Raw genomic sequence first — 18,896 nt, 5'->3', positions numbered from 1 at the left:
TAAGTTGCTTTTTTATTAGAGTGGAGGAGGAAAGTTACATTTTTGGAAGCAAAAAGGATCTGTCTCCTAGTTGAGGGACAGATCCTAATGAGAAAACCTCTTTGTGCTACAACAACTGCATAGTTGTAATACAAGTAGCGTCGTCATCAAAAGTAGATAACTCTGATTCGACAGTTTTTCCATTATGCGCAATCGTAACGAGGTACGTTTGATCTCGTGGTAGCCATAAATCGATAAATCCATTAGGAAGGGATGTTACGGATTCGTCCAGTATTACATTGCCTTCCATATCTTCAATATATAAGTCAAACTCTTCTTCTACCAGCTCTCCTTGACAACCTGTCAAGTTATGGAATGTTCAAGGATGGGTTTGATCGACATATGGTGCGATAGAAACAAAAAATTCATCTACAGGTAAATCATACGTTACCTTCGTATCATCGCTGTCGGTCACAATGAGTTCCAGACCTGTGATTGAAGCAGTTTGGTTGCTAATATTTCCTACGCTATAATCATGGACTAATTCTTTAATGTCCTGTGCTTCTTGATCGGTTGGAGCATTAGTATTGCCGGTTGCTAAAAGAAAAAATACTACAAGAGCTACGGAAATAACTCCAATACTCGCAAAGACTTTTCGTTTCATTGTTGTATTTACCTCCCACTCTTTGTCCCAATACTCTATTACATAGTGTAACTCCAATCCGTTTATTTGGGTATAGGTGTTCACAATATCTACATCTATGTATGTCAAATTGATGACATACTATAGCTTGTGTGTCTAGAGTGATTTGGGACGAATTACTTGAGTGGAAAAGATAAAATGTTCGTCAAATTAGCTTGGAATTTGACTATGAAGTTCGCCGTTGTAGTTGTGTAAGAAGATGTTGATACGTTTCGGCTTCTGTTGTTTGGCCCAATTTTTGGTGCGTCTTAGCGAGCCATTTGATAGGTTCGATGTTCTCAGGGTTCATTTCCATTTCCCAGTTGAAGCATTCAATCGCTTTTTCATATTGATGTAATTTAAAATAAGAAAGACCGAGTTCAAGCTGACGATCAGGATCCTCGATGAGAAGGGTCATATCTTGAATTTTTTTGACAATAGGCCATTCAGTCTGAGGCTTGAGTTGTTGCAGCCACTCATTTATTTGAATCAAACTATGTTGTTGTAAAAGCTGAGGGAGAGTGGCGTGAAGTACGTGTTCAACTGTTTTTGGATTCGATTGGGCAAACGATAACAGACGCTCGGAAAATATCTCTAAGGAAAGATCGAATTTCGATGGCGATAGCTGTTGTAAGACTGTTGTCAGGTTGCCTCTGTCTTCGGCATGGAGTGGAAATGAGTATGAAAACAGCAACTGTACGGCTGTTTCGTAGTTCCTTTTCACGATTAATCGGCGATAGAGATCAAGATGAAGACCAGAGCTGGTTGGGACGTTTGGCAGAAGAGATGAGAGATAGGATAAAAGATCGTCTGTCTTTAGATGAGCTTCTAACATTTGTACAAATGTAGGGTAGGTACGCAAACTAGGGTGAGTTAGCCATTTGCTTGTATGAAGAATTAACGTGTCGATCACACGAGTTTGTTGTGTGTAAAGGGTCGTTAATAAGTTGTTGTGAGCAGATAAGTCGCTAAAACACTTTTGTTCAGCGTAGATCGGATAGGTGGTGTGAAGGTCTGTAAGAGATACTTGATATACTTTAGCAGCCTGAGAGTAATCTGGATGTTTGATCAGGCTTAACAGCCAGTCCTGTTCATATCCTCTAGCTAGTAGAATTTGAGCAAGGTGGTAAGCTGCTTTTAATTTTCCATTACGACGATATGTGTAAAAGAAGCCTCTCAAAAGATTATCTAATTCGGAAGCAGGTATATAGGCATCAAAATAGGAGTAGATTAACGCTGTTTCTTCTGTAGAGTAGTGTTTTTTTATGTTAGAAAGAAGAGATTGGATCGGCATGATTTTAATCGAAGTGGATGGAACTAGTAATCGGGAGAAAAGTGGATTTGGCGCGTAAAGGTGAATTCCATGTTTTTCGGCATGGGCTAGAAACGATGATTCATCATAAGAGACAACTGGCTGGGCAGTTAGAAAGTGATCTTTATAGAAAAATAGTACGTAGCGAAGGTCATTGGAACCTGTACATTCAATGATTTTGCATTGTTGAAAAAGGGTCAACTTCTCTGCTAGTAATGTAACTTGTTCCTTGTTATGGCTTAAAATCCATTCAGTCGGTTGCATAAAAAGACCTCCTTTTTTTAAAAGTATACCACATTCGAGCGGTATAATGGAGTCGGTCATTACGTTCGTACGGTGAAGAAGTGCTGAGGGGTCAGACCCCACTTTGGTACGGTGAAGAAGTGCTGAGGGGTCAGACCCCACTTTGGTACGGTGAAGAAGTGCTGAGGGGACTGACCCCCACTTAGAAAGGAAGTTGAGAAATGAAGATTAACTGGCTGTTGGTTTTGATGTTTGTGTTTGTTGGTGGTGCATGCCAGGCGCCAGAGTCGTCAGTTCCGAACTCGATCATAGCTGACGATGCGGTGTTCTTGGAAGGTGAGTGGATCCTGGCTTCTTTAGATCGGGTTGTTGACGGCGATACGATTGTGATTTCGGACTTGAACTTGGACTATGTAAGTGAACCTGAAATTATAGAGGGGCTTGCTGAAGTTGGTCCAACTGTACGAGTGCGTTTTCTTGCCGTTGATACGCCTGAAATGGGGCCTGATGAGCAGCTGTATGGAGCAGAAAGTACGGAGTTTGTGGAACAGGTATTAGATGGAGACTATGTCGTAATTGAAATAGATGAGAACGCAAGCTTTGATAACTTTGACCGTCTGCTTGGGCATGTGTTCACTGTAGACGGCATGAATGTGCAGGAGGCTCTTTTGGCAACTGGCTTAGCCAGAATCGCTTATTTGTTTGATGAGTACAAGTATGTTGATCGTTATAAGGAAGTAGAGGAAAAGGCAAGAGATGGACGCTTACATATTCATTCAATTGAAGGGTATGTAACAGATAGAGGGTTTGATATGAGCGTGGTAGACAAGAGGAGATAAAGAAAAAGTGGTCGTTATATTAACAAATGAGTATGGCTTTTGTCATGCTCTTTTTGCAGTTTAATAGAGAATGATTTACGTAATAACATTAAATGTAACGCTTTTGTCGATTTTTTTGTGCAAAAAGGAATAATTAAAAATAGGTTCGTATGGTATACTATGTTGGTAAAAAATAGAAAACGAGGGGATCGTATGAAAAGGTATTTATTACTAGTATTATTCGTTATCGTTTCATTGTTAGTAGCAGCTTGTGGGGGAGAAGCAACTACAAGTGAAGAACCTAGTTCAAATGAGGAAGATCGAGTAGATGAAGTAGCAACAGAAGAAGCTGAGGGTGCAGAGCCTCTTAGTTCTCAAGAGTTTGCGCAAATGTTAAGCAGTCCGAAAGATTTTAAAGGAGCGTATGTAGAATATGTAGGGAAAGTGTTCACCGTAGAGAGAGATCCGGATGGTACATACCTACAAGTTTGGGCTGATATAGAAAACAATGACCATAACACTATCGTTGGTATTGACGATCCTGATTTTGACGTATCTGAAGATGACTTTATTGTCCTAACAGGTATCGTAAAAGATGAATTTAAAGGAGAGAATTTATTCGGTGCAGAACTAACTGTTCCTCTTATTGAGGCTGAAACATATGAACTAACTGATTACATCGGTGCTGTGTCTCCAACGCTTCATGAAGTGGCTGTGGAGGAAGAACAAAATCAAAATGGTTATAAAATTAATGTGGAAAAGATAGAGTTTGGTGAGAAGGATACACGTGTCTATCTAGCAATCGAAAATGATTCAGATTCAACGATTAATTTCTGGAAACATAGTGCAAAATTAATTCAAAGTGGAACACAATATGAAACTGATTATAATTGGGAAGCTGATTACCCTGAATTACAATCAGATATCCGTTCAGGGGTTGTTTCTGAAGGAATTCTTGCATTCCCAGCAATTGATTTTGAAACAGAGAATGAACTGTCACTTTATTTAGATGGTTCCTCAGATGACTGGGATGTTACGATTGATGAATTTGTATTTACGATTAGTTGGTAATATAAACGAGCATGCTACAAATTTGTAGCATGCTCGTTTCAGTACATCACAGCAGGAAAGAGGTGCCAGACCCCTCAGCAGTACATCACAGCACCAAAGAGGTGTCAGACCCCCCTGCAGTGCGTCACAGCATTAGCGAGGTGTCAGACCCCGTTTGAACACTAAATAAAGCATTGGCACAATCACGAGTGTTAGGATTGTCGAAAAGAGTATACCGGAGATAATCGTGATTGCCAGTGGTGTAAAGAGTGCATCTCCAGATAGTGCAATTGGAATGAGTGCAACAATCGACGTGATTGCTGTTAAGACAATCGGGCGCAGTCGTGCACGTCCTGACTCGATAACAGCTTCGTGCATGCTCATTCCCTTCCTTAATCCATGTTCGATAAAGTCAATTAACACAACAGAGTTACGAACAACGATTCCGGTTAACGAAACCATTCCCATTACAGCTAAGAAGCTGATCGGTGTTTGTGTAACAAATAAACCGAGTATTGCCCCGGCAATTGCTAGGTAGACAGCAATTAACACTATAAATGGCAATGACAACGAGTTGAACTGAAACGCTAGTAATAAATAAACAAGGAAAATGACAATCGTAAACAAGATGATAATTTCAGCAAAGAAATCATTTTGTGAATCGGTTTCTCCACCGATCCAGATCGAATAGTCACCATCGGTTAATGCTTCTTGTTCCTTCTCAACTATTTCCGTTACACTCGCTTTAAAATCCTCAATTTCTCCAGGGTAGGCGCGTAAGACAATCGAACGTTCCCCGTTCAAATGTGGGATGCGCTGCAACTCTGTTGACTCTTCCACTGTAACAAGTTCATCCAATGATGCGATCGTTGGAGGACCTTGTTGAGGAATAACGATTTCGATCTCGCTAAGATCAAGCTCCTCACCAGTTGCTAACCGGTCGACATACACCTTTGAATCACGAGTGATCGTTCCATCTTCAAATGAACCAAGTTGGATTCCATCAGTTACAAGTCGAATTCGTTCACTAATTTGATTCACGGTAACCTCGAATTCTTCTAATGCTTCCCGGTCTGGTACATATACAATCGTTGGCTCAGGCTCACCAATATTATCGACAACTAGGTCTGCACCAAGATCTGCAATTTGCTTCTGGAGATTCTCGGAAATGGTCGTCAACTCATCAATTTCTGGTCCAGCGACTGTGACTGTAACTGGTGCTCCAGTTGGAGGTCCTTGGACAATCGTATCAAGGAAAATAACAGCCTCTGGAAACTCGTTACGTAACGGTTGCGTCCACTCATCAATCAAGTCTTGTGCTGATTGGTTATCGCGATCAACGCGTACAGCGATTTGGCCAGTATAATCGCCACTAATATCAAGTGAACTATCAAATAAATTCGGCAATCCTGTTCCAGCAAAGATGCTTGTTTCCATAACACCGGGATCTGCATGTAAAAATTCAGCCATATCCTCAAGTGTTTCATTTGTTTCAGTAAGCGTTGTTCCAATAGGCAACGTTACATCAATCGTCACTTCTTGGCGATCGGCAGCCGGGAAAAATTCAAATGGTGTGAACAGTACGAGCACAAAGGTGGCCGTTGTTACAAGAAGCCCAATGAAAGCAACAGTAAACGGGCGTTTGCTTGCTTTTTTCAAAATGTTATCAGCATAAAAGTCGCTGAGTGAGTTCAATGGTTTTCCAAGCAAACCAGGTGCATCTGAGACCGGCTTTTCTCGTTTGCGACTGAATACATAACGCAACATGGGAACGAAGAAAAGGGCGACGATTGTTGATGCTAAAATAGTTGTAATTAATACGGTTGGCAATGCACGGATAAATGCCCCGTTTGCACCACTTAAAAATACAAGTGGTAAAAAGGTAAAGACAATTGCAAGCGTAGAGGTGACAATGGATACCCAAACTTCTTTTACACCTGTTACAGCACCTGCAAGTGGAGATTTGCCCATTTTATAATGACGTTGGATGTTGTCATTGACAACAATTGAGTCATCTACAAGAATTCCTAATGCGATAATTAGCCCAATTACGGAGATTTGATTTAAATCAACTCCTGTAAAAGGAAGAGGGATGAGCCCCATAAGCATCGAAATTGGCACAGCTAATGCGACAACGAAGGCTCCAGACAATGTCAGTCCAAGTGTAGTGATGAAAATAACAGCAACAACGGCAATCGCAAGTGATGTAAATAAGCCTTTGAAAATCTCTGTTACAAGACTTGCTTGAGAGTAGTAGGGGATGAGTTCCACTTCATCAGGCAAAGATGTTGCGAGCTCAGAGATTTTTTGATCGACTCTTGTGTCTACCGTTGGAATGTCTTCACCTGGTTTGACAAAGGCTGTAAATGAGATCGAAGGTGTGCCTTCTAATGAAATTAGATCGACCGGATCCTTTGGTTCAACGGTAATCGATCCAACATCTTCTACGTAAATGGCATCGCCGTCAGCATTTAACCCGACAAATACATTTTCTAATTCAGAGATATCACGATAATGTTCCACTTTTAACTGAGAGATTGTTCCGTTTGCTTCCACTTTACCTAAAGGAATTGGAGAAAATTCTTCCTCAATCGCGCTTAAAACATTTGGCAAAAGAATTTGAGCGTCGGCAAGTAGGTCTGAATCTAAGGAGAGAATCACTTCACTTTCCGACACTCCTTTAACGACAACATTCTCGACACCGGCAAGTTGCTCTACTTCCTCTTTCCAATGCATCATTTCCAAGTGTAAGTCATTTAAGTTTGCTCTTTGATCACTTATAATGTGGTAAGAAACAATAGGTGAACTAGCCGTTACCCGACTTACTACCGGTTGCTGGACACCACTTGGAAAGCCAGTCGCAGCATCTGAGACGGTTTGCCTTACATCTGATAGCACTTGATTTGTGTTTTCTCCTTCTTCAATCGAGAGGACAATAGATGAAAATCCAGCTGCAGAAGATGAGGTAACTTCTTCAATGCCATCGACCGACGTTAAACTCGATTCGATTGGATTGGTAATGTCTCTTTCAACATCAAGGGTGGTTGCTCCTGGATATACGGTAGTGACCGTACCAAGGTTAAATGAAATTTCTGGAATCTCCCGTTGTGGTAACGTTAAAAACGTATAGCCACCTATGATAATAAGAAGAAAAAATAATACAAAAAAAACTTTAGAACGGTTTAAAATCCATGTGAGCATAATGGCCTCCTGACCTCCGTTGACTGAACGGTCAAAATCGTTTTATTTTATTGAAAAAAGTTGATTTCATGCATGACTACTAAGTCATTTTTACATGTGTGCAGTCTTATAGTCAACAAATTGAACTAGCACCTAGAATAGAGAGGGGAACAACGTGAACAAACGTCAAAAAATTTTAGAAACAGCCGTCCGTCTATTTGGGGAGAAAGGGTATCAACAAACGTCAGTCCAAGAAATCGCTGATCAGTTAGGGATTGCAAAAGGCTCTTTCTATTCTTATTTTCAATCAAAAGAAGATTTACTCATTTCGATCTATGAACATTATCAACAGCTTGTTTTTGAGCGTTCCTTTGTTGTTTCGTTGAATCGAGGCCTTTCTGCAGAAGAGCGCTTGATCAAACAGTTTCAAGTTCAATTTGAAGGAATGGCTGAGTACAAATTTTATATGCGCATGCATATGCGAGGGGATGGCCCGAAAAACAGTGAGAAACTAACAGGGCTAGAGCATCGGATGCGGGGGCGCTTTTTCACATGGTTAGAAGGAAGCGTCTATGATCTATTTGGCAACGAGATCACTCCGTACAAATGGGATCTGTATTGGATGATACAGTCAATCTATGTTTCGTACATGAGGTTATTTGTTTCCGATCAAGTGTCATTGAAAGCAGACGAACTTGCGAAGCATCTAACCACTCAACTCAAACTGCTTGGGGAAAACTATATAGGGGGTAGAGTAGCGCCACTGTTAAAAGAAGAGGACATGGCTCAATTTGTTGTGCCAATGGACAAGGAAGATGAATTTGCTTCGTTTGAAAAAAGAGAAAGAGCGTGGAAAGAACTTTATAAGCAGATTGAAGCCAGTAAGGAACTTCCTAACACACGAAAGGAACAATTGCGCGAATGTGCAGACCGGATCTCGCAAGAAGTGAATAAAGAGCATCCTGAATGGCTGGTCGTAAAAGGGTTATTTTCTCTTTTAAAGAAAGAGCAGGTTGTAACAGCGACTGCACTTGCTTTGGAAAAGAGCTTTGAAGAATAGGAACTAGTTAAGTCATTGCAATTGGTAGATATAAAAAAGTAGCATGCAAACATTCAGGAGGTAGTTATGACGCAAACGAACGAGCAAATGGAGAAGTTATGGAAAGAGATGGCCAAGGTCATTATAGGACGAAAAAAGGAATTGAAGCTTTTGGTTACGGCGCTGTTAACAAAAGGCCATGTATTGCTAGAGGATTTACCAGGTACAGGGAAAACAACAATGGTTAAGGCGTTTGCAAGAGGACTTGATTGTGAGTTTTCAAGAGTTCAATGCACCCCAGATCTATTACCGTCTGATGTATTAGGTGGCTCTATTTATAATCCTAAAACGAGTGAATTCCACTTTCGAAAAGGACCGGTTTTTACCAATGTCTTGTTAGTTGATGAAATTAACCGAACGCTACCACGGACACAGTCAAGTTTGCTCGAATGCATGGAGGAAAAGCAAGTATCCATTGAAGGCAAAACGTACCCTCTTGCCAATCCATTTCTTGTGCTCGCTACGCAAAATCCTGTTGATATGGAAGGGGCGTTCCCTCTCCCAGAAGCTCAGCTTGACCGATTTTTAATGAAACTGACACTTGGATACCCAACGCAGGAAGAAGAAGAATTAATGCTTGAAAAAGTCGGTGATGACATTCCATTTGAAGCGATCAATAACACGTTTCACCCAGAGGAAATTGAGAAGTTGCAGAAAAAGTGTCAAGAGGTCGAGGTACACGCAGCAATTCGCACATATATTACAGCTCTTGCTGGCGCCACGAGAAATCATAAGCTTGTTTCGGTTGGAGTTAGCCCGAGGGCAAGCAAAGCCCTTTATCAAACAGTGAAGACATGGGCCATGCTTAATGGTCGTACGTATGTCGTCCCTGATGATGTCAAAGAGATGGCCAAGCCTGTTTGGAATCATCGTCTCCAGTTAAAAACAGAAGCTCAGCTAAACGATACAACTCCAGATATGATCATCAAGGAGATTCTTGCGACAGTGTCATTGCCGAATGAAGAGGTTGTACGTGTATGAGCGAAGAAAAGCCGATCTCAACAAACGACTCTGAAAAAGGGGAAGAAGAGTCGCCCCGAAAAGAAACGAGTCTATTATTTGATCGACATGCAATTTGGGTATTAGTCGTTTTTCTAGTACTAGCGATTTCGTTTCAATTTGTCCCACTTATTATCGTTAGTACGTTTTTATTACTTTTATCGCTCATGATTATGCTGTGGAAGAACAAATCACTCGCGCATGTTAAGCCTGAGCTTGAACTTTCTAGAACGAGGATCTTTGCCGGAGAAACATTTAAAATTGATGCGACAGTTTCAAACGACAAATGGTTACCTTTAGTCTGGATTGAATGGGAATTCCCAAAAAGTAAAGCGATTACAATTGGGAGTAGGGAGCAAGAGGCAAATGTGATTCGATTTTTATGGCTCCTTTGGTACCAGCGCGTGAATTGGCAAATCGATGCAGTAGCCAACAGGCGTGGTGTCTATGACATCGGAAGCGTTACGTTGCGTTCGGGTGACGGATTCCGATTTGCAGAGACCGAGAAAGCGTATCAACTTGATGGTCTCCTCTATGTTTATCCTAAGCTCATCGCTGTTCGTGTTCCGACTTTCCGTCCTGCGATGCAATGGGGAGTAAAAGGAAAGAATGGAGGATTTATTGAAGATCCACTTTTAATTAGTGGGATTCGTGATTATCAACCAGGTGATGAGATGCGCCGATTTAATGCACAAGCAAGCGCACGAACCGGTAGACTGCAGACGAATGTGTATCAACGAGTCGTGAACGAACAAGTCATCATATACGCAGATATGGAAGGGTTTGTCATCGATGAGTCAAAATATGAGGATCCTATCGAATTACAAACGTATATCATGAGCAGGCAAGAAGAATTTGAATCGTTCTTATCAGTGATTGCATCTGTTGCACTAACGTATAGGGAGCAAGGAGTTTCGGTCGGCTTTGGGAGCAATGCGTTAAGTTATAAAGGGAGGGTGATGCCTCCTGTTTCACCTGGATTGGATTTGACTTTGGTGCTTGATCAGCTAGCCCAAAGCACGCAACGTATGGGCGCCAAAAAGCAAATCGTACTTGATGAAATGCTCCATAAAGGCATGATTGCAGGTCCTTTGTATATTTTTTGTGACTATGTGTCAAAGAGGCATTACCTATGGTATGAGCAACATAAACAGAAGCTAGCTGACGTTTGCTTTTTTTATCGAACGAAAACAAGCTATGCTGATAAAGTTAGAGCAAGACGGGTTGATTCGTTTCTTGCTGCAAAGGCAAAGGAGTCCGACTGATGGAATCTATCAAACAATTAACGAAAACATCTATCGTCTTGTTTAGTGAAGCTTTATGGATCTATTATACGATCGTGTTGTTTACGAGTATTGAGTGGGACAGGCTTGTTCTGTTTGATGTGATGTGGTGGGGGATAGCTGCCGTTCTAGGATATGTCGGTAATTTTTTGTTAGCAAGAAGGGGCCATCTTGTCCTTTTCGTTATCGTTAATTTGGTCCTCCTTGGGTTGATCCTTTATCAAAATGCGAGAGTAGCTGTTGTAGAAGGGTCTTTTGGATTGGGCCTAGCTATTAGCATCGCTGTAATATATCTATTTATTCGTGGGGCAACCTTTGTTTATCGCATGCCGGTTCGTCGTGATATTTTACGGTGCTTTGAAGCAAATATCATCGCTTATATCGTCTTTGCTACTGTGTTTACCTTAAAGGAGTGGGGGCATGAGGGCTTTCATGTTTCGTTTATTACGGCGATTGCATTTAGTTTAGTTGGAATGGTGTTAACGCTGCAAAGCCACGGTCGTAATGAAGGTGATCAACAAGTTGAAATCAGGCAAGTTGGGCAATCATGGTCGTTAACCGGTTGGTTGGTGGCACTTGTTGTTGCAATCCCGATGCTTTCACTGTTATTGCTTCTTCCTGCTGTTAATAGAACGGTAACGTCGCTGTTTACAAGCTTATGGAGAGTACTTACGTCGCTTGGGTCGCTACTCGCCCAATTTCTCTATTGGATGGTCGACCTTTTACCTGAAACTGAGATGGACGGGACACTTGAAGGGATTGAGCCTGGAAGTAGCTTTGCGATCCCTGAAGGAGCAGAGGAGACGGCTCTTTCATTTCCACTTTGGCTCTTAGCAGTGATTGCAGCTATCATCACGGTTGTAGCGATTTGGCTGCTAGTAAAATTGCTAAAAAATGTATCATCGAAAAAGGTGGTTCAGGCAAATAAGGTTACTATTTTCAAAGAGTCATGGTGGGAAAACTTCAAGAAAAAACTAAAGTCATACTTACGAAACCTCAAAGTGAAATGGCGTAGCAGGTTCCCAATTTTTTATTATAAGTCAGTATATTGGCATTACTACAAGCTGCAAAAATGGGGAAAGAAAAATGGGTTTCCAGTGCGTAAAGCTGAAACATCAAAGGATTACACGAAGCGAATAATCAAAGCAATTCCGAAAGAAAAGGCTACGTTTCAGTACAACAGTACTACGTATGATGTAAGAGAATTGCTCGAGCAATTAAATGTCGATTACCAAGCTGCCTATTATGGTAAGAAGGTAGGTGATAAAAAAGAGGAGTATCGAATTTTATTAGAAACGATCTCGAATCAGGAAGTTACGAAAAAAGAAACTAATGCTTAGTGAAGTAACAAAAGCGCAACGATGATCATTAATCGATTGCGCTTTTGTGTTCAGATGTACATGACTCTTATTTATGTAGGATGTCATCTCGTAGGGAGCTAACTTTGGTTAAAGCTTTGTCGATATCGGCTTCTTCTACACCGAAATGTGCAAGAGCATCGTGAAGGTGTTTGGCAATCGCATCAAAATGTGCTGGTTGCAAATTCATTCCTTCATGTGCTTTCGCCATAGATTGCCCGGAGTATTGATTAGGTCCTCCTAATGCAAAGCTAATAAATTTTGTTTGATGTCGTTTTTGTTTTTCCATATCAGTATGTTCAAAAAAGTGATTTACGGTATCGTCTTTTAGCACCAACTCTGAGTAAAAATAGTCAACCACTTTGCCAATTGCTTCTTCGCCACCAAGTTTTTCATAAAGCGTTTGTTCCATAAATGAACACTCCCTTTTTAATTATAGACATATGGATAGGCTGTGTATTTTTGGTAATTTTTATACCCTCTATTCTCTGGAAGTATTTCATATGGAAGAAGATTGCCTGAAAGGGGGTCAGACCCTTTGTCAGGCAACCTCTATTTTAAATTAGTTTCTTTACTCGGCCATTTTCTTCTGTTCTATGCTACGGATCTGTTGGTAGTATAGGTTTTCTGGTAGTTTGACAATCGATTGGTTCACAAGGTCGAGTTTGTTCTCGACACGGTGAAGCAAGTAGAGTGTGACAATGACTGGAAATCCAAACTCGCTTAATAGTGGTAGCCACGTCTCCATCGAAAAGGTCCTCCTTTCGAAAAAAAGAAGGAGGCCACGTAACCTCCCTCTTCCTTCGGTTTAAATTTCAATTATTTCAACATTGCGATCAACAATACGAGCAGCCTTTTTCATTACGATTTCACCACCACTTGAAGTAAAGGCGTTTTGTGCAACGACTGTATCCATCGCCGAACTAATCGCAGCTGGGTCAACGGGATAGACCGGATTGTCTAGTGAAAGAGTGACATTGCCCCCGAGTTCATTTTCAAAGATCATTTCAAGACGCTTGTTCATTGGATTCCCTCCTTACTGAATTGAAGTAATTGTTCTTACATCAAGCTGTGAAGGTTTGTACGTTCAACCGAAGTCACATCCCATTCTTGTAGCGGGGCAAATGCCGTAGCAATCGCAATTAATTGTGCATCGGTTGCTTCGGTCTTGACGTTGTTAAAGCTTTTTGTTTTATTGATTGGTTTTCCCTCACCATCTACACCGTTAGAAAGGCCAAGGATTAAGCGAGAATTAACTAGCATCATGATCACCTCCTTTCACTTTGTATATATAGACGAGTAAGGGAAAATGGGGGAGGGGGAGAAATTTTTTTTTTTGAAAAACCTGTATTCTAAGCTGGAGAAAAAGGTGAAAGTCGTACCTTTTGAAGATCTAAGGAAGTAACATAACAATTAATCTCATTCAAGAAGGCCATGGCTCGACACGCCGTGCGCTTTTTGAGAAGTTCGCTCAAAAAGTTTAAAAGCATACGGCTGCTCCACACACGGCTTCGAGGGCAGAGAAAAAGGTGAAAGTCGTACCTTTTTCTCTGCCCTCTGAAGTACAGGACATCGTTAGTTTGCCGTGCCTCTTTGCAAGGAAGCGAGTTCATGGAAATGAGGTTTTAGGACATAATACAACTGGCTATATGTTTTGTATAATTGTTTGTACAGCTCGTGGTTTACGCTGTTTGGAGTATATGTTTCTTTCATTGGGATGTGCTCTTTAATGTCAACTAGCGAAGAAACCTCACCGAGTGCATATAGACCAAACCATGCAGCCCCCCAAGCTGAGCTTTGGTGGCTTATTGGGACCTTTACCTCTTGGCCGAAAATATCCGTCAGCATTTGCAGCCATAGAGGAGAGCGAGCAAAGCCTCCACTAGCAAAAATAGACGAGGTACCTCCGGCAAGACGTTCTAGAGCTTCTCCAATGCTATAAAGATTGAAGATCACCCCTTCTAAGCCGGCCCTAATCATATGTTGTTTTTGATGGGAGAGAGTCAAGCCGATGAAGCTGCCTCGTGCATCTGCATCCCAATAAGGAGCGCGTTCTCCGTTTAAAAATGGTAAACATAAGAGGCCACAAGCTCCGGGGCCAACCTCCTTAGCAAGATCCGTTAAAAGATCATAAGGGCTTCCACCAGATGCTAATGCTTGCTTTACCTCTGCTTCACCGAAAACATCTCGGATCCATTGCAAGACGATACCTCCATTATTTGTAGGCCCACCCATTACCCATAAATCGTTCGTCACACTGTAGCAAAAAATTTCTTGTAATTCATCCGTTTGAGGTTTCGATGACATTTGTCTTATCGCGCCACTTGTTCCAACCGTAATCGCAACTTCTCCAGGATCAATCGCTCCAATTCCAAGGTTAGCAAGAGGGCCGTCGCTTGATCCAATCACAAAGGGAATATCTATTGGAAGGTGCATTTGCTCTGCCAAATTTGCTGTAAGCCCTTGGAGAATTTCTGTCGGCGCAACGGGTTCTGACAATTGCTCTTTCGTAATGTCACAAGCCTTGAGCGCTGTTTCTTCCCATTTAAACGTACGAATATTGAACAAACCTGTTGCTGAAGCAATAGCATAGTCCACAACGTACTTACCAAACCATTTATGAAGCAAGTATTCCTTAATCGAAACAAATTTCGCTGCTTGTTTGTATGGTTCGTAGTTAGTTTCTTTCATCCAAATTAATTTTGATAACGGTGACATCGGGTGGATGGGTGTTCCTGTTTTTAAATAAAGATCCTTGCCAATTGTCTCTTTCAATCGCTTGGCTTGTTCAACACTTCGGCCGTCTGCCCACGTGATCGACGGCGAAAGTGGTTTGTGGTTATGATCCATACAAATAAGTGAATGCATCGCACTCGAGATACCGACACAAAGGATATCAGTTGGTGTGACTTGTCCTTTTTGAACAGCGCCGGCAATCGCTTTAATTGCAGCTTGTTCAATTTCATCTGGCACTTGTTCCGCCCAAGAAGGCTTCGGCTGATAGACAGGATACTCGTTTTCATGTTCTGAGACAACAAAGCCGTTTCTTTGAAACAAGACAGCCTTCGCACTTGTTGTTCCAATGTCTAAGCCGAGTACATACTTATTATTACTCATTGATTACATTCCTTTCAGGTAACACGCCTAAATTCTAACAATGAAGGGTAGCTATTTTAGTTTACCAATGGAAAAAGCCAAACAGCAACTTGCAAACTGCTTGGCTTATGTTTATTATCGAATTCCTTCAATCGTATACTGAGATGAGGACATTTTATCGAAACCAACTCTTTGTCTAAATTGCAGACCTGTGATCGTGATGGACTGCTGATCCCCGAGAATTCGAACTTGACTAGGACGATTATGTTTTAAGGAAAGAACCTGAATATCTTGAACGTTACCAACCTCAGGGAATAACCTTGAAAGCTCAGTACGGGTAATTGTATGATCCCACCAATCCCTTGAATAAATAGACTGATCATATGGGTCAGGTTTTCCTCTTAAGTAAGCCACGGTCCCACCCCAAACATCCTCTGAATCCACGGTATGTCCACCTGCAGAAGCTGAATAAACTGCATCGATTAAGGTACCGTTATGCAAGATGACTTCACCTCGGGTTTCATGAATCGCTTGATTTATTTTTGTTACAAAACGGCTTGGTATACTTTGCGGTACGCCTTTGTAAACTTGAGATTGCACTGTATCGTATACATCGAACTTTCGAGTCGAACTCGAATTTCTTAAGGCGTATGTTCTGGCAGCCAATGTCTGCGCTTTAAATACGTCTAAATTATCCCAGCTTGGAATAATTTCATACGGCACGACTCCTTTGAGGTAATCTTCGACGTTTAGATGATTGACTACATCTACTCTTGAATTGGCAGACCTTGAAATCTCAAAGAAACCTTCATATTGATTTAGGCCATGGCTTCCTCTAAATTGCAGTGTAGCATTTCTTGCCGGTACAATGTTAAATGTGTTTGTCCGGAAGTAAGTGTTGCCATTGTTTTCGATTACAAAACGATTGTTTTCATATCTAATTGCAGTCGATGAGCCTGCAGGGAATTCCAAATCACCTACTTGATATGCCGAAGCACTTGTTACAGTGGCTGTTAGAGTATTCTGTGCTAATAAAACCCGCATCATCGTATTGCTTGTATTGCGTTGCCCGATCGTAACGCCAGTGTAGTAGTACGTTAAAATGTCTCGGTAATTGTATCCAGCTTGAGCCATTCCGAAGGCACCCCACTGCGTCATTCCGACCGAATGGCCCCAGCCTTTTCCTCTGATTACAAAGCGTTCAAAGCCTTGACCGATTTTACTTTCTCGAACGGCAATAAGTCTGTGCAAAGTTGACCCGTTTGCCACCCCATTTGCAGTTAGACCCTGTTGCTTTTGGAATTCTATTAGCTTTTCTTCTGTTAATGGGCCGAAGAAAGTTGTTGGCTGATCGACGACTTTAAAACCGGCATCGGCTAAGTAAGTTTGTAGCAAACGAATGTCTTCACCCGAGTCGTTTCGTTGCATGGTCCTTGAAAAAGGGGTAGGAATGGTCGCATCAACAACCTTTTGCAACATGTCTAATGTTGCTTGATCAGCAATACCAGTTTCGGGTAAACCATTGGCTTTTTGAAAGGCCTTTACTCTTGCTGTTGTAGTAGAGCCGAAGAAATTAGTTGGGTTAGATGACACAGAGAATCCGGCAATGGCCAAATTTATTTTTAACTCAATTGCATCGTGTCGATACATTCCTTCACGCAAGGGGCCAGTCGCCATTTCTTGTAAAAGCTCAACCGTTTCTTGATTCGCAATCCCGGTTGGAGGTAAGCCGTTTGCTGCTTGAAAACTTCGTACCATCTCAGTTGTAATTGGCCCAAAATTTCCATTTGGATTATCTGAAACAGAAAAGCCCATGACTGCTAAATTTATTTTTAATTGGATGACTTCAGAATCGGTCATTGCATCCATAAAGCTTGTATCTAAAAGTTCATCCAATTTATTAAGCATCTCATTCGATACAATTCCGTCAACGTTAAGTCCATAAACTTGTTGAAATGCTCTTACCTGTGCTTCTGTTTGATTACCAAAAAACGTCGTGTTGTTTCCTGGGACAGGAAAGCCCACTCTAGCTAAGTTAATCTTCAATTGAACAACATCATCGCGATACATCCCATTTTGTAGTGGGCCTGTTGCTAAATCATGTAATAATTTAATGGTTTTATCATTAGCGAGTCCTGTTGGTTCTAACCCGTACGCCACTTGGAATTGACGAACTCTTTCCTGTGTTTTAGAATCAAAGACTCCAGTCGGTTCGTCTGATACGGGAAAGCCCATAATCGCTAAGTTTTTCTTTAGTTGGATTACATCAGAACTTGGCAAGGCATTTAGGTTATTCAAAATTTCTTGAAGCTTGCTCTGAGTTGCATCTCCGACAATCCCATCAGCTTTTAGACCATGAGCTTGTTGAAAGGCTCTAACGGAAGCTTCTGTTTGAGAGCCAAAAAACGTCGTGTTATTTCCTGGGACAGGGAAACCAACGCGAGCTAAATCAAGCTTTAGTTGGACAACATCATCTCGGTACATGCCATTTTGCAGTGGACCAGATGCTCTTAGATTTAACAATTCGATTGTTCTAGGATCTGCAATTCCGGTTGAAGTAAGACCTTGAGAAGATTGAAAGGCTCTAACTTGTGCCTCCGTCTGGTCTCCAAAAAACGTCGTATTATTTCCCGGAACGGGGAACCCGACGATTGCCAAATTTACTTTCAATTGTACGACATGATCATGACGCATTCCGTTACGTAAGGAATTTGTGATAACTTCAGAGAGTGTGTCCAAGGTAGCTTCATCAGCAATGCCGGAATTAGGAAGTCCATAAGCATTCTGAAAAGCCTTTAATCTTGCTTCCGTTTGATTCCCAAAGAACGTCGTGTTGTTCCCAGGAACAGTAAATCCAACTTTAGCTAAATTAAGTTTGAGCTGAACGACATCATCACGGTACATCCCGTTACGTAACGGACCAGTTGCTAATTGATTCAATCGATTAATTGTCTTTTGATCAGCAATGCCTGTTTCAGGAAGCCCTTGAGATGATTGAAAGGCACGGACTTGAGCTTCAGTCTGTCCTCCAAAGAAATTAGTTGTATTCCCGGGAACAGGAAACCCAACGATCGCTAAATGTTCCTTTAATTGAATGACCTCTGGAAAGCGATCACCATTTTTTAGGGTGAGTCCTTCAGGTTCAGCAATTGTTTGACTATTTTCGGTTTCAACAGCAGGTTCTTCGTCTGTCTCAGTAACTGGTTCGGTAGTGTTTTCCGGTTCGGAGTTTTCCTCTTTTGGGAGAGAAACTTCTTCTTCTAATGGAGGTGGCTCCGTTTCTACTGGTACCGTTGTTTCCTCAGCCACTTCATCAGGTATTTTTAAAACTTGTCCAACAAAAATTAAATCACCCGATAAGTTATTTAGTGTTTTAATTTCATTAACCGTTACGTCGAAACGTTTTGCGATTACGGATAGAGAATCACCAGACACCACTGTGTATAAAAAGTATGGTGCTTCTTCAACTTGAGAGGAGTCCGATTGCCCAGTGGCAGAAGCAGAATGAACCGGTATGACAGATACAAGTAAGGTTCCAACCATAATTTTTATAATACTAACTTTTACGTTCGGTAAGTTATTTCTTATATATAGTTGGACTTGCTCTTCAAGCTTTTGCTTTCTTTCACGGAAAAGAAATTCCTGTGCAAATTCTTGGTTCAAAACTTCTTCATCAATATAAAGCGTTACGGAAATTCGGTCGTTAACGATATTTATTTGATGTTTTTTAAATAGATCCATGAAGACACATCCTTATGGAGAATGTTAGTAATGATCGATCTGTTTTGATCAAACTC

At 41.3% G+C, this 18,896-nt stretch carries 15 protein-coding genes; 6 read left to right on the top strand and 9 right to left on the bottom strand.

The genetic code is table 11. From position 1 onward, the window contains the following. Window positions 1–106: 106 nt before the first annotated feature. A complete protein-coding gene (locus AC1FXZ_RS08390; RefSeq protein WP_480052510.1) occupies window positions 107–643 on the bottom strand; it encodes a CueP family metal-binding protein in 537 nt (178 codons plus the stop codon). Window positions 644–848: 205 nt separating this feature from the next. Next, entirely contained in the window at window positions 849–2,237 is a 1,389-nt protein-coding gene (locus AC1FXZ_RS08385) for a hypothetical protein (protein ID WP_480052508.1), read from the bottom strand. A 200-nt stretch (window positions 2,238–2,437) separates the two neighbouring features. Between AC1FXZ_RS08385 and AC1FXZ_RS08380 the strand changes: the two genes are divergently transcribed. After that, window positions 2,438–3,055 (top strand): thermonuclease family protein, encoded by a 618-nt coding sequence (locus AC1FXZ_RS08380; RefSeq protein ID WP_480052506.1) that lies wholly within the window; start codon window positions 2,438–2,440, stop codon window positions 3,053–3,055. Between the two features lie 192 nt (window positions 3,056–3,247). Continuing rightward, window positions 3,248–4,105, top strand: coding sequence for a DUF4352 domain-containing protein (locus AC1FXZ_RS08375; protein WP_480052504.1), 858 nt, complete (start codon window positions 3,248–3,250; stop codon window positions 4,103–4,105). 132 nt (window positions 4,106–4,237) lie between these two features. On the opposite strand, the gene AC1FXZ_RS08370 is transcribed toward AC1FXZ_RS08375, so the two are convergent. Then, a complete protein-coding gene (locus tag AC1FXZ_RS08370; RefSeq protein ID WP_480052502.1) occupies window positions 4,238–7,285 on the bottom strand; it encodes an efflux RND transporter permease subunit in 3,048 nt (1,015 codons plus the stop codon). Between the two features lie 154 nt (window positions 7,286–7,439). On the opposite strand from AC1FXZ_RS08370, the gene AC1FXZ_RS08365 reads away from it, so the two are divergent. The 4 genes from AC1FXZ_RS08365 (at window position 7,440) to AC1FXZ_RS08350 (ending at window position 11,985) form a co-directional block, all read left to right on the top strand. Continuing rightward, complete coding sequence (locus tag AC1FXZ_RS08365; protein ID WP_480052500.1) at window positions 7,440–8,324, top strand: TetR/AcrR family transcriptional regulator; 885 nt, start codon at window positions 7,440–7,442, stop codon at window positions 8,322–8,324. A 66-nt stretch (window positions 8,325–8,390) separates the two neighbouring features. Continuing rightward, window positions 8,391–9,344 carry an AAA family ATPase gene (locus tag AC1FXZ_RS08360; protein ID WP_480052498.1) on the top strand — a complete coding sequence of 318 codons (954 nt, stop codon included), beginning with the start codon at window positions 8,391–8,393 and terminating at the stop codon, window positions 9,342–9,344. After that, entirely contained in the window at window positions 9,341–10,627 is a 1,287-nt protein-coding gene (locus AC1FXZ_RS08355; protein ID WP_480052496.1) for a DUF58 domain-containing protein, read from the top strand. Before AC1FXZ_RS08360 ends, AC1FXZ_RS08355 begins: the two co-directional genes overlap by 4 nt. Then, on the top strand, window positions 10,627–11,985 hold the full coding sequence (locus AC1FXZ_RS08350) for a hypothetical protein (RefSeq protein ID WP_480052495.1): 1,359 nt from the start codon (window positions 10,627–10,629) through the stop codon (window positions 11,983–11,985). The genes AC1FXZ_RS08355 and AC1FXZ_RS08350 overlap by 1 nt, the downstream gene beginning before the upstream one ends. A gap of 67 nt (window positions 11,986–12,052) precedes the next feature. Here the strand turns inward: AC1FXZ_RS08350 and AC1FXZ_RS08345 are convergent, their stop codons facing one another. The 6 genes from AC1FXZ_RS08345 to AC1FXZ_RS08320 form a co-directional block, all read right to left on the bottom strand. Next, window positions 12,053–12,415, bottom strand: a complete 363-nt coding sequence (locus AC1FXZ_RS08345) for a group I truncated hemoglobin (protein WP_480052493.1) — start codon at window positions 12,413–12,415, stop codon at window positions 12,053–12,055. 159 nt (window positions 12,416–12,574) lie between these two features. After that, a complete protein-coding gene (locus AC1FXZ_RS08340) occupies window positions 12,575–12,751 on the bottom strand; it encodes a YvrJ family protein (RefSeq protein ID WP_480052491.1) in 177 nt (58 codons plus the stop codon). 60 nt (window positions 12,752–12,811) lie between these two features. Beyond that, entirely contained in the window at window positions 12,812–13,027 is a 216-nt protein-coding gene (locus tag AC1FXZ_RS08335) for a DUF2922 domain-containing protein (protein ID WP_480052489.1), read from the bottom strand. 35 nt (window positions 13,028–13,062) lie between these two features. Continuing rightward, entirely contained in the window at window positions 13,063–13,269 is a 207-nt protein-coding gene (locus AC1FXZ_RS08330; protein ID WP_480052487.1) for a DUF1659 domain-containing protein, read from the bottom strand. Between the two features lie 309 nt (window positions 13,270–13,578). Continuing rightward, window positions 13,579–15,120 (bottom strand): gluconokinase, encoded by a 1,542-nt coding sequence (locus AC1FXZ_RS08325; RefSeq protein ID WP_480052485.1) that lies wholly within the window; start codon window positions 15,118–15,120, stop codon window positions 13,579–13,581. A gap of 114 nt (window positions 15,121–15,234) precedes the next feature. Beyond that, the gene (locus AC1FXZ_RS08320; RefSeq protein WP_480052483.1) at window positions 15,235–18,840 is read right to left on the bottom strand and encodes a peptidoglycan-binding protein; all 3,606 of its coding nucleotides are present in this window, start codon (window positions 18,838–18,840) and stop codon (window positions 15,235–15,237) included. Between the last annotated feature and the right edge of the window lie 56 nt (window positions 18,841–18,896).

The sequence above is a fragment of the Halalkalibacter sp. HAAS-P014 genome, from assembly GCF_056619965.1.
The sequence above is the reverse complement of the archived record's forward strand: the minus strand, read 5'-3'. Positions and strand labels throughout refer to the sequence as shown.

What these genes read in the sequence shown, in the direction of transcription:
- AC1FXZ_RS08325 (WP_480052485.1), bottom strand. Translation starts at nt 15,120, where the DNA reads ATGAGTAATAATAAGTATGTACTCGGCTTAGACATTGGAACAACAAGT.
- AC1FXZ_RS08375 (WP_480052504.1), top strand. Translation starts at nt 3,248, where the DNA reads ATGAAAAGGTATTTATTACTAGTATTATTCGTTATCGTTTCATTGTTA.
- AC1FXZ_RS08330 (WP_480052487.1), bottom strand. Translation starts at nt 13,269, where the DNA reads ATGATGCTAGTTAATTCTCGCTTAATCCTTGGCCTTTCTAACGGTGTA.
- AC1FXZ_RS08355 (WP_480052496.1), top strand. Translation starts at nt 9,341, where the DNA reads ATGAGCGAAGAAAAGCCGATCTCAACAAACGACTCTGAAAAAGGGGAA.
- AC1FXZ_RS08385 (WP_480052508.1), bottom strand. Translation starts at nt 2,237, where the DNA reads ATGCAACCGACTGAATGGATTTTAAGCCATAACAAGGAACAAGTTACA.
- AC1FXZ_RS08335 (WP_480052489.1), bottom strand. Translation starts at nt 13,027, where the DNA reads ATGAACAAGCGTCTTGAAATGATCTTTGAAAATGAACTCGGGGGCAAT.
- AC1FXZ_RS08350 (WP_480052495.1), top strand. Translation starts at nt 10,627, where the DNA reads ATGGAATCTATCAAACAATTAACGAAAACATCTATCGTCTTGTTTAGT.
- AC1FXZ_RS08370 (WP_480052502.1), bottom strand. Translation starts at nt 7,285, where the DNA reads ATGCTCACATGGATTTTAAACCGTTCTAAAGTTTTTTTTGTATTATTT.
- AC1FXZ_RS08360 (WP_480052498.1), top strand. Translation starts at nt 8,391, where the DNA reads ATGACGCAAACGAACGAGCAAATGGAGAAGTTATGGAAAGAGATGGCC.
- AC1FXZ_RS08380 (WP_480052506.1), top strand. Translation starts at nt 2,438, where the DNA reads ATGAAGATTAACTGGCTGTTGGTTTTGATGTTTGTGTTTGTTGGTGGT.
- AC1FXZ_RS08320 (WP_480052483.1), bottom strand. Translation starts at nt 18,840, where the DNA reads ATGGATCTATTTAAAAAACATCAAATAAATATCGTTAACGACCGAATT.
- AC1FXZ_RS08345 (WP_480052493.1), bottom strand. Translation starts at nt 12,415, where the DNA reads ATGGAACAAACGCTTTATGAAAAACTTGGTGGCGAAGAAGCAATTGGC.
- AC1FXZ_RS08340 (WP_480052491.1), bottom strand. Translation starts at nt 12,751, where the DNA reads ATGGAGACGTGGCTACCACTATTAAGCGAGTTTGGATTTCCAGTCATT.